The 10,190-nt window shown below is 39.3% G+C and carries 11 protein-coding genes and 1 pseudogene; 9 read left to right on the top strand and 3 right to left on the bottom strand.

The features are described 5' to 3' along the window. Positions 1 to 164: 164 nt before the first annotated feature. The 5 genes and pseudogenes from B3J29_RS15340 to B3J29_RS01640 all read left to right on the top strand — a co-directional run. Positions 165 to 449 (top strand): annotated as a pseudogene (locus B3J29_RS15340) (hypothetical protein); the annotation flags it as partial. Positions 450 to 699: 250 nt separating this feature from the next. Then, complete coding sequence (locus B3J29_RS01655) at positions 700 to 1,095, top strand: ribonuclease E inhibitor RraB (RefSeq protein ID WP_034171734.1); 396 nt, start codon at positions 700 to 702, stop codon at positions 1,093 to 1,095. Between the two features lie 239 nt (positions 1,096 to 1,334). Then, on the top strand, positions 1,335 to 1,781 hold the full coding sequence (locus B3J29_RS01650) for an SRPBCC domain-containing protein (RefSeq protein WP_262737764.1): 447 nt from the start codon (positions 1,335 to 1,337) through the stop codon (positions 1,779 to 1,781). A gap of 124 nt (positions 1,782 to 1,905) precedes the next feature. Continuing rightward, positions 1,906 to 2,244, top strand: coding sequence for a zinc ribbon domain-containing protein YjdM (locus B3J29_RS01645; protein ID WP_034705280.1), 339 nt, complete (start codon positions 1,906 to 1,908; stop codon positions 2,242 to 2,244). 115 nt (positions 2,245 to 2,359) lie between these two features. Continuing rightward, positions 2,360 to 2,722: a 5-carboxymethyl-2-hydroxymuconate Delta-isomerase gene (locus tag B3J29_RS01640; RefSeq protein WP_286964224.1), complete on the top strand. Its 363-nt coding sequence runs from the start codon at positions 2,360 to 2,362 to the stop codon at positions 2,720 to 2,722. 145 nt (positions 2,723 to 2,867) lie between these two features. Here the strand turns inward: B3J29_RS01640 and B3J29_RS01635 are convergent. Continuing rightward, positions 2,868 to 3,619, bottom strand: a protein-coding gene (locus tag B3J29_RS01635; RefSeq protein ID WP_392390323.1) for an IS5 family transposase whose coding sequence is annotated in 2 segments (ribosomal slippage) — positions 2,868 to 3,385 and positions 3,385 to 3,619 — 753 coding nt in all. Because the reading frame shifts where the segments join, the coding sequence is not laid out codon by codon here. Between the two features lie 334 nt (positions 3,620 to 3,953). Here B3J29_RS01635 and B3J29_RS01630 point away from each other — a divergent pair. Beyond that, positions 3,954 to 4,397 (top strand): YybH family protein, encoded by a 444-nt coding sequence (locus tag B3J29_RS01630; protein WP_286964222.1) that lies wholly within the window; start codon positions 3,954 to 3,956, stop codon positions 4,395 to 4,397. Positions 4,398 to 4,508: 111 nt separating this feature from the next. On the opposite strand, the gene B3J29_RS01625 is transcribed toward B3J29_RS01630, so the two are convergent. After that, positions 4,509 to 5,276, bottom strand: a complete 768-nt coding sequence (locus B3J29_RS01625) for a hydroxymethylpyrimidine/phosphomethylpyrimidine kinase (RefSeq protein WP_175968225.1) — start codon at positions 5,274 to 5,276, stop codon at positions 4,509 to 4,511. A 258-nt stretch (positions 5,277 to 5,534) separates the two neighbouring features. Between B3J29_RS01625 and B3J29_RS01620 the strand changes: the two genes are divergently transcribed. The 3 genes from B3J29_RS01620 (at position 5,535) to B3J29_RS01610 (ending at position 9,556) form a co-directional block, all read left to right on the top strand. Next, positions 5,535 to 6,182 carry an HAD-IA family hydrolase gene (locus B3J29_RS01620; protein ID WP_262737762.1) on the top strand — a complete coding sequence of 216 codons (648 nt, stop codon included), beginning with the start codon at positions 5,535 to 5,537 and terminating at the stop codon, positions 6,180 to 6,182. Between the two features lie 449 nt (positions 6,183 to 6,631). Further along, a complete protein-coding gene (locus tag B3J29_RS01615) occupies positions 6,632 to 8,272 on the top strand; it encodes a BapA/Bap/LapF family prefix-like domain-containing protein (protein ID WP_286964221.1) in 1,641 nt (546 codons plus the stop codon). A 30-nt stretch (positions 8,273 to 8,302) separates the two neighbouring features. After that, positions 8,303 to 9,556 (top strand): type I secretion C-terminal target domain-containing protein, encoded by a 1,254-nt coding sequence (locus tag B3J29_RS01610; protein WP_286964220.1) that lies wholly within the window; start codon positions 8,303 to 8,305, stop codon positions 9,554 to 9,556. A 103-nt stretch (positions 9,557 to 9,659) separates the two neighbouring features. Here the strand turns inward: B3J29_RS01610 and B3J29_RS01605 are convergent, their stop codons facing one another. Next, positions 9,660 to 10,115 carry a hypothetical protein gene (locus B3J29_RS01605; protein ID WP_286964219.1) on the bottom strand — a complete coding sequence of 152 codons (456 nt, stop codon included), beginning with the start codon at positions 10,113 to 10,115 and terminating at the stop codon, positions 9,660 to 9,662. Positions 10,116 to 10,190: the final 75 nt, after the last annotated feature.

The raw sequence follows: 10,190 nt of genomic DNA, 5'->3' as shown, positions 1-10,190 counted from the left end.
TGATTTATGAAAGAGATCTATTTAAAAGATTAAATATATTAAATATTTATGGTCATTTTTTATCTTTGATTCTCCTCATTAAATTATGCAGAATAACTTTAAAACATCATAAATTTTTAATTTTTTAGTGCCTATATATGGTGCAAGAGGTAAGGGACAGGATGATGCTAAGTGGCGCGCTCTTTGTTCTCGCAAGTGTTTTAATCATTGTATTACTACGGGTATTCAATAGCCTGAAATTATCAAGAAACAATATTCGGTTTCTACAGGAAAATCTGGATCATTCACGCAGTAAATTAGCTAATTATGAAACACAAGTTGATGAATTAAATTATGAAATGACCCAGCTACGGATGCAGTTGGGGAGCGCCAAAACTGAACTGAATAAATATAAAAAATATCAGGATATCTGTAACATTGAACAGTACATTTGTCTGAGCCATCTGCAGTGATTGCTTCCTAACTCCAATTAAAAAAGACAAATCAACCGATAAAATTTTTTAATCTGCAGATTGATATGTAGGTATTTTTAATTAGATGAAAATGCAGCTTTTTTTCTCAATTTATTAAATTTATATTCATAAAATTCAGTTGGTTATTTAGAGAAAGTTAATTTTTTTTCATATTCTGTACTCGATAATTCAAATAAAATAAGTTAAGCTGAATCGAATAATAAAACATCATAATAAGGATATCTCTATGGCACGCGATTATGACAAATTCCCTGACGATGAAAATGGTCATGTTCTGTGGCAAATGTATCAGGATGGTGATGATCTGCAGGACGACCATGAAATTGAATTCTCGATAGCCTTTAATAGTGAAGAACAGGCTGACCGCTGTGCATTGCACTTGCTTAAAGAAGAACAAAAGATAAGCCTATATCAGGATGAGGAGAGCGATACGCTGGAATGGACAATTACTATTCATGTCTATATGCAGCCTACCTATGAAAATATTGTCGATCTGGAACAATGGTTTACCAGAATTGCCGCTGAATTTCAGGGTGAATATGACGGCTGGGGCTGTATGGCCTATGTCTATGATGATGAAGGCGACCCGGAAGAGGGCGAAAGCAAACTGCGTAGCAGCTAATCAAAATTTCCTTATCCAAGCCCGGTTAAGCCGGGTTTTTTATCGCCTGCGGTATTGGTCGGGTCAACTGTAGTTTTTTGTTATACATCCTATAAAATGGATAGATAACAATTATATTTAGGCCGTACAGTATGTTGGGCAGTTATTTAAATACTGAGGCCGACGAGATCGGGATGATCCGTCCGAATAATAAATAAAAATAATCTTTCAGTAAGAACAAGAAAAAAAGGTAGGCTGAAATGAGTTATACCCTAAAAATGCATCGCGTATTCAGTGCGCCACCGGAACGGGTGTACCGGGCCTTTATTCATCCAGATGCTATTGCAAAATGGCTGGCACCGCATGGCTTCACTGCCAGAGTTGAGCATGCCGAAGTCAAACCGGGAGGCAGCTATAAAATCACTTTGACCAATTTTGCTACAGGTACCCAGCATCATTTACATGGAACCTATCATGAAGTTATTCCCAACCAGCTACTGCGCTATACCGATTGCTTTTCTACACCTGAAGTCAAAGGTGAAATTGAAGTCATGCTCATCTTTGAAAAAGTGTCTGTAGGCACCAGCCTGCATATTATTCAGGTAGGTTATCCGGATCTGGTACCGCCATCTGCATGCCACTTAAGCTGGCAAGAGTCATTGCAGCTTTTATCCTGGCTGGTCAATCCACATATTTTGGATGGTTAAGTTCAGTTAATTAAGTTGAGCGGGAGATCCTTTTAAAGCTTGAGCATGAACCTATCCAAAGATGCTATAATTCAGCTTTAATTTTTTGTTTTTTCTTTTATTTTTTTATTTTGTCGAGGTTGCTATGGCTCTACCACAATGCCCAAAATGCCAGTCTGAATATACCTATGAAGATGGTGACTTGTTGATCTGCCCAGAATGTGGATATGAGTGGAAAGAAGGGGAAGCAACTGAGGAAACTGTGGTCATCAAGGATGCGCATGGCAATCTGCTGGCTGATGGCGACACAGTTACGGTGATTAAGGATCTTAAAATTAAAGGGTCTTCTTCAGTGGTTAAAGTCGGGACTAAGGTCAAAAATATTCGTCTATTACCCGATGCAACTGATGGACATGATATTGACTGTAAAATTGATGGCATTGGCGCCATGAAGCTCAAATCTGAATATGTGAAAAAAGCCTAATACGTTCTTATACGAATGAGTGCTTTCGGTCTTCGGGTTTGAAGGTTTATGCTTCTTCCTCAAACTCGAAGATCAATCTCTTCTGATCACTATATCATGCCTGGATCTATGCTTTATGCCTCATCTTCATCTTGAATATTCAGATAAAATTCAGCAGCTCGAAACCCAACCTTTAATGTTGGCAATTCATCAGGCCTTATTTAACGCCGGTTATATTAATGAGCCGAATGATTTAAAAAGCCGGGCGATTGTACAGCAAGATTTTCTGATTGGACTAGAGCAGAAGACAGATCAGGCTTATGTGCATGCTAAAGTTTTTCTCCTGACTGGTCGTAGTCTGGACATTTGTCAAGCAATTTCCAAGCTGGTACTTCAGGTCATGCAGCAGCACATTGTCTCGCAGCCAGGGCTAAAGATTCAGCTCTGTGTTGAAATTCTGGAAATGGACAAAGAAACTTACACTAAAGCTATTATTTGAATTTTTTAGATTGAAGTGAGGACTAGAAATGAAGTTTTCCTAGTTCCTCTCTTTATCTTGAATGTATAAGAACTTAATAAAAAATTGAGAAGTATCAAAGCAATTTTGAAATATAAAGAACGATAAATAAAACTAGGACGTGTCCTCATTTGGCTTTGCACCAAATAAATATGCAGGCTATACGGATTATAGATTTATAATTGCGTGCTAGTTTATCAAATCGAGTTGCAATAGCACGGAAATGTTTTAATCTCGCAAAAGCATTTTCAACTAAATGTCTTAATTTATATAGATATTTATCAAATTCCTTATTCGATCTCTTACTGTTTGATCTCAATGGAATAATGGGAATCATATTCTTGTTCTTGGCACATATTCTAATGTGCTCAGCATCATACCCCTTGTCAGCAATGAGATAAGTTGCCTCGCCTACAATATCAATCAGTTGTTTTGCAACTTGACTGTCGTGGACGTCACCCCCAGTGATTTTAAAATCAATCGATAATCCATTCGCGTCGGTTGCAAGATGTATTTTTGTTGTTCGTCCACCGCGTGATTGTCCAATTGCTCTTTCGAAACCATGCCGAGCTCCACTTGCATGTTGATGCACGCGTATGTAGCTTCCATCAATGAATACCCATTCCTGATCCAGAATGCCTCGTAATCTAAAAAAAATTTATCCCATAATCCTTTACTTGCCCAGCGATTAAAGCGATTGTAAGCAGTTTGCCAAGGGCAAAATTCTTGAGGAATATCACGCCATGTCGCACCCGTACGTAGTTTCCATAAGATGGCTTCCATGATATTTCTACTATTTTTTGAACAATAACAACCGTGTAATCGCATAGTATCTTGAATTTGCTGCCAAATATCATCGGTGAGAAGAGTACGTGCCATTGAAAACATATAGAAATGAAAAGAGCTTAAAGGAGGATTTTAAGTATTTAAAACCAATTCTTCAAATGATGACACGCCCTAGAGCATAAAAATTTAAATAATCAGTCAAAATTCACCTGATGATTGTAGTTGATCAGAAAATTTTGCCTATGATTAAAAAATGGTGTAATTTTAGGTATTAGGTCACATTTTTGACCTGATCTATGGGGGATGGGTAAAACCAGAACCCATCCACATAATTAAAAATAATGAAAAACAAGAAAGACTGAAAAATGATGAGATGCTTGAAATCTCGGTTTTCAAGTCTGAATAAAACCTTATAGAGAGGTATTCAATGAAAATAATAGGGGAAGAATGTCTGGCTCAGGAAGTCAGGACATTTTTACAAAAATGGGATCAAGCTATTTGTTCACTTGAATTCAGCGAAATTCGTCAACTTTGCCGACCAGATGTCTGTCTGATTGATATTAGCTCCGAGCTGAAAGGGATTGAGGCTTATCAGGCTGCATGGCAACAGTACCGCCCATATATGCGCAACAATGGTATGCGCGTTGAACGGCAGGAGGTCACCATTCAGGTCAATAATGACATGGCTTTCGTATATGGGTATGTCCGGATTGCCTATGCGGCGATGGAACGATATTTTCTTTTACAATGGTGCCGCTTCAGCATGGTCTTGAGCAAACAGCAAGATCATTGGCAATTGCATTATCAACATATTTCTGTTCCTGTTCAGGAGAAAACTGAAAAACTGCGTCCTGTGAAACTGGCAGGTTAAGGCGCAAGTTTTAAATTTCATTGTAACAAGATCATCATGTCTATTTGTCCATTCTTGAAAAAAATCACCATAAAAAGCCTGAATCGTTCAGGCTTTTTTATTTAGGGAAGATTAGAAACGTTTTGGAATCCGCTGACCATCCGGTACCGGAATTTCCGCATTCTTTAATACACCAAATAACCAGGTTTCTGCATGTTGTACGGCTGTTTTTAACTGGTCACCCAAGGCTAGACGTCCGGCAATAAAACTTGCTAATGAACAGCCTGAGCCGTGATATTCACCCTCCAGACGCGGGCAACGGGTTTCGTTGATCAATTCACCCTGAATATATAGACGGTTCTGGATATAGTCGGGAGTATCTTCATGGCCGCCTTTAACCAGAATCGCGTGAGCACCCATTTCAAACAGTTTCTGCGTGGCTTGATCTAAATCCTGTTCACCTGTTAGGGCACGCAACTCAACTGTATTCGGAGTTAAAATCGTGGCTAGTGGAATCAGTTGTTTAAACGCTTTGACCAGTGTGGCCTGATTGCCGAGTGAGCCACCACTGTTGGCTACCAGCACCGGATCCAGTACATACTGATAATCTGCATGCGCTGTTAGAAATTCTGCCAGCGCCTCAATATTTTCAGTAGTACCCAGCATGCCTGATTTAACACAGCGGATCGGTAGATCCTTTACCACGGCATTGGCCTGAGCCAGCAGTAATTCCTTTGAAGTTGCTTCAAAACCAAAGACTTGTTGCGAGTTCTGGATGGTCAGGGCTGTACAGGCAATTGCAGCATGAGCACCACTTTGACCGATGGCTTCAATATCTGCTTGAAGGCCTGCTCCACCTGAAGGATCTAAACCTGAAAAGCAAAGTACGGTAGGTCGCAAAATGATGTCCTTCATTCACTAAAATTGCCTTAGTATAGGCAAATTTATTCAAACTCTCGATATTAATTTCTATCACTTGCAAGAACTGTCTGTCAGGTAAAATTTCGAATGTTTTCTCTGATTAAAATACAGGAATGATTGCCCTGTAAATGGGCGTTATTGGCTTGTTTTTATGGCCTAATAATTGCTTTAGCGTAGAGAAATCTGGCTATACTCACGATATGAAATGATGTCGGTTGCAAATATAGGGGACAAGGTGTGATTCAGAATATTTTAATTGACTTGGATGGTACATTAACTGACCCAAAAGTGGGGATTACGACTTCTGCCCGCTATGGTCTGGAAAAGGTGGGTCATCCGATCAGTGAAGACACGAATATTGACTGGATTATCGGGCCTCCTCTAAAAGCTTCGTTAGCCAAAATTCTGAATGTAGATGCGGATGATACTCTGGCTGAACAGGCACTAATGGCATATCGTGAGCGTTTCGCAGTGACTGGTCTATATGAAAATCACGTCTTTGAAGACGTAGCTGAAACTCTGGCGGAACTTAAACGCCGTGGTTATCGTCTGTTTCTCGCAACAGCAAAACCAACCGTTTATGCCAAACAGATTCTGGAACATTTTAATCTGGTCCAGTATTTTACTGAGATTTATGGCAGTGAGCTGAATGGTGATCGGACCAATAAAGGGGAACTGATTCAGTATATTCTGGAACAACAAGGCATGCAGGCTGATCAATGCATTATGGTGGGGGACCGTGAGCATGATATTTTTGGTGCCCGCCATAACGGGATTGAGTCGATTGCAGTCAAATACGGCTATGGTTCAGAAATTGAATTACAGCAGGCACAGCCTAAGTATATGATTGAGAACTTTAGTCATTTATTAAACTATTTAAAATAATTTTTTATTTTCATTAAAATAAAATGCTTCTATGTTTAGGAGCATTTTTTATATTCATTATTAACAATAATTTTTAACTTTATCTTTTGAATAGAAATCTATTTTATTGCGTTAACTTGATTAATTATTTGTATACTTTTGTTCTAATATTTTTTAGGCTTACATAAATATAATAATGTATTTTATGTGGTGAATGTCATAGTTTAATTATAATTCACAAAAACATATTTTCCATATTTTAATATCTATTTATTTAAATCTATATAAAATATTAAAATTCAACAGCTTAATTTTATAATAAGTTTTTAATTTATTCATTTCACTATGTTTTCAATATTTGGTAACAAGTTAAAGATAACATTTTTCAGATTCTCATCCCTTGATTTTGATGATATGTATTTCACGTTTAATTAAGCAATAAATAGATTATAAAAAAGGATGGGAATAATATGGCGAATATACAGATATTGTCTGCAGAGAATGGAGAATTAATTCAGTATATTAATACTAATATTGTGAATTTAACCGAAAAATCAGTGATTAAGGTAAATGCCACGATTGATGAAGTGGCAAAAATTAAGCGTCAAGGTAATTCGGCTGTTATCCATTTTAAAAATGGTGAAACTATTACGATCGAAAATTATTTTGATTATGCAGTGAATTATAATCGAATCGTTTTTGAGCATGAAGGCCAATTGTACTGGGCGGAATTTACTGATGAAAATGGGGTAATGCTCGATACGATTCAATATCACTCGCTTACAGGAGATCTGGCTGAGAGTGGAACCGTAGCTGCGGGTGTTTTACCTTGGCTGGGTGGAGCACTGGCTCTAGGAGCTATTGCGGCAGCGGCAGGTGGAGGCTCATCCTCAGGAAGTAGTTCGGATAATCGGGATATGAGTCCGCCGAAGTTAACCGGCGTCATTGTGAATGAAGAAGGCCAGCTTGAACTGAGTTTCGATGAAAATATAAATGGTTCAAATCCACGCGCTGAAGATTTCACAGTGGTTGTGGATGGAGAAGAAATTCCCGTCACCGATATTATTGTACAAGATGATAAGATTATCCTGATTACGGAACCAGAGATCCGGGACGGACAAGAAGTTACGGTTGAATATCAGGATAGTACACCTGATGATAATCAGGGAATTAAGGATTCAGAAGGGAATGTATTAGAAGATCTGGATTCAGATGATGTGGGGGGAGTGCAGAATCCGGATATTAGTGGGCCCGTACTTTTAGCTGCCGAAGTTAATGCCAATGGCAATATCGAACTCAGTTTTAACGAAACTCTAGATGCAGACAATTTACCCCCTTTAGATAGTCTAGTCGTTACAATCGGTACAGCTCCAGATCAGACTACAGTCGATGTGATCAATATTGCTGCCGATGGAAATATCCTCATGATGATTACCAATCCAGTGATTACAGCTGGGCAGAGCGTTAGTGTTGAATATACTGATCCAACCCCTGAAAATGATGACAATGCAATTCAGGACTTGGCAGGGAATGATGCCGCAAGCTTTACTACAGCGGATCTACCCAATGGAGTTGTAAATAATTCAGAACGTTTACTGAATCTTACCGATGATAATGTGTCCGCAATTTTGGAAGGATCACAAGATGCGACTGTAGTGGCAACATATAGTGATAGTAGTGGTATCGACGTGCTCAATGGCACTTCGGAAGTTGCCGTAGTCGGTTTTACGATTGAGGAAAATACTTCTAGTGTAGTGATCGCTGTACAGCAAGAAAATCTGGTTGGCTTGGCGAATGCCTTTACTTTCGTGGTACGTAATACAACCACTGGCGAAGAATTTGAGGTCGCTTCAGCAAAAACCAGTCAAGGCGGCTTGATTGCTGGTGCATTGGGACTGGAGCTACTGGGTGGAGTGGCAGATGCTCAAGGATTGAAGCTAGATATTAATGACTTGCCTGCTGGAATCTATGAAGTCTCTGTATATGGTGATTCTTCACAATTAGCAGATATCCTGACCACTATAGATCTAGCAAGTTTAGGGGATAACACGGTTAACAATCTGGTGTCAGATACCGTATTAGGTCTACTGGAAGCTACCTTGACTGGCTAAAATGCTGATCATCGTGGAATTCTGGAGCAATTGACACTTCGTGAGTTATTGGATTTAACTACAGGTTCTTCTGTACCAATTATAAATACTTTAACCACAGCAGTTGATTCAGTTTTGTCATTGGCTCTGGATAACATACTAGTTCGCCCAATATTAGGTGATGTATACAATACCTCCGTAGGGAGTTTACTTGCAGGAAATGGAGGCGGGGCATTAGGATTCCTATTAACTACCTTAGGACTGGGTACAGCATTAGATGCGCTTCTAAATGGAATTTTAGAAGGGGTAGACGGTGCAGGCCAGGCATTATTCGATAACCTGGTAGAACCATTAGTTAGCGATATTTTGCTAGATACCGTGCTTGAAGATACTGGCCTGACGACTGGTTTAAATACCTTACTAGGATCATTAAATAGATTGCTGAGTACTTTAGGGCTGGGTGATGTTTTACCTGCTGTTGATGGCTTGATAGACCTGATCGCTCAAGAAGCCTTAAGTAATCCATTAACGCTATTTGGTGGAACCACTGCTGAAGTCTACGAAGTTAATGGAGAAATCTACCGTGCAACAGGCAATATTCAGGAAACTTCAGCCGACGGCACACAAGCGGATAATTGGGCGGGTGGCGTATTAACTGAGATTAATGGGCAGCCAGTAACTTTCGATTTAAGTGATGAGGGAGATAACTTTACCCTTATCGAAGGGAGGTATGGTGAGCTCAAACTCTATGAAAATGGTAATTTCAGTTATGAATACAATAGTTCAGTAGGACAGAGCCCATTACTCAGTGAGGTATTTGAATATACAGTAACGCGTAATGCGGGACAGGCCGATCAGGAAAGTGCTTCAGCAAATCTGGTGATTAATATTGATCGCATAAACCAGATTCTTAACTATGCTGCTGATCCAGCAGATAACCTGTTACAGTGTGGCGCAGGTGATGACATCCTGACGGGTGGTGCAGGAGCAGACACAGCGATCTATTATTTACTGAATAATGCTGATGCAACAGGCGGCAATGGTACAGATACCTGGACTGACTTCAATGCAGTTGAAGGTGATACCATCGATGTCTCTGCATTATTAAGTGATCAGGCAGTAGATGCATCAAATCTGGGGAACTATATCACGCTCGAACAACGTGGAGATGATACAGTCGTGACGATCGATCGTGATGGTTCCGATACCGATACCACCTTTGCGCGCGCTGATTTGCTGATATTGCAGAATGTAGACAGTGCAACTTTACAGCTGGATGACATCATTAAATATAATCCAATCTAACCAGAAGTTTTTAAAATGGATTATTCATAAAAATTTATAATGTCATTGAACTTCAATTAAAAAATCCCGCTTGATGCGGGATTTTTTAATTTTACATGTGCATTTAAAGTGTTAAAAACCAGATAGAAGCAGCAATGACGACAATTAAGATAATCAGAAAGATTTTTAGATTGGTTTTAGGATACGTTGTGCTCAAGCTTGCTTTCGTAATTTCCTGACCTTCAGGATCATACAGAATCACCTTTTGTGCACTATTTTCATAACCTAACTCTAGCAGGGCACGCTGTTCAAGAGCTGTCAGACCCTCTTCAGGCATATCCATAACTTGCAGCAGCGTTGTAGAGCCCCAAAGTTTTTGAACAATTGAAGTAGATACCAGCTGTTTTAGGGTTTCTGAGGCAGCCTTAAAGTCGGCAATGATGCTGCGTTCATGAGCATAGGGAACGGAAGGGACCATTGTTTGCACAATCGTGCCCTCATTGTCCATTAGTTGCATTTTATCTTTATAAATTTGCACCCATATTGCATTGGGAAGTTTGGATAACTGATCTTGCAGCATGAATTGCCCACGTATTGCTTTGATATTAAATTAAATAATCTATAAACATATCCCGTATCAAGACGGGATATGTAA

Origin of the sequence: Acinetobacter sp. UBA5984, from assembly GCF_002429925.1 — a bacterium.
In the GTDB taxonomy this organism is placed as follows: domain Bacteria; phylum Pseudomonadota; class Gammaproteobacteria; order Pseudomonadales; family Moraxellaceae; genus Acinetobacter; species Acinetobacter variabilis.
This window is presented reverse-complemented; position numbering and strand designations above follow the sequence as displayed.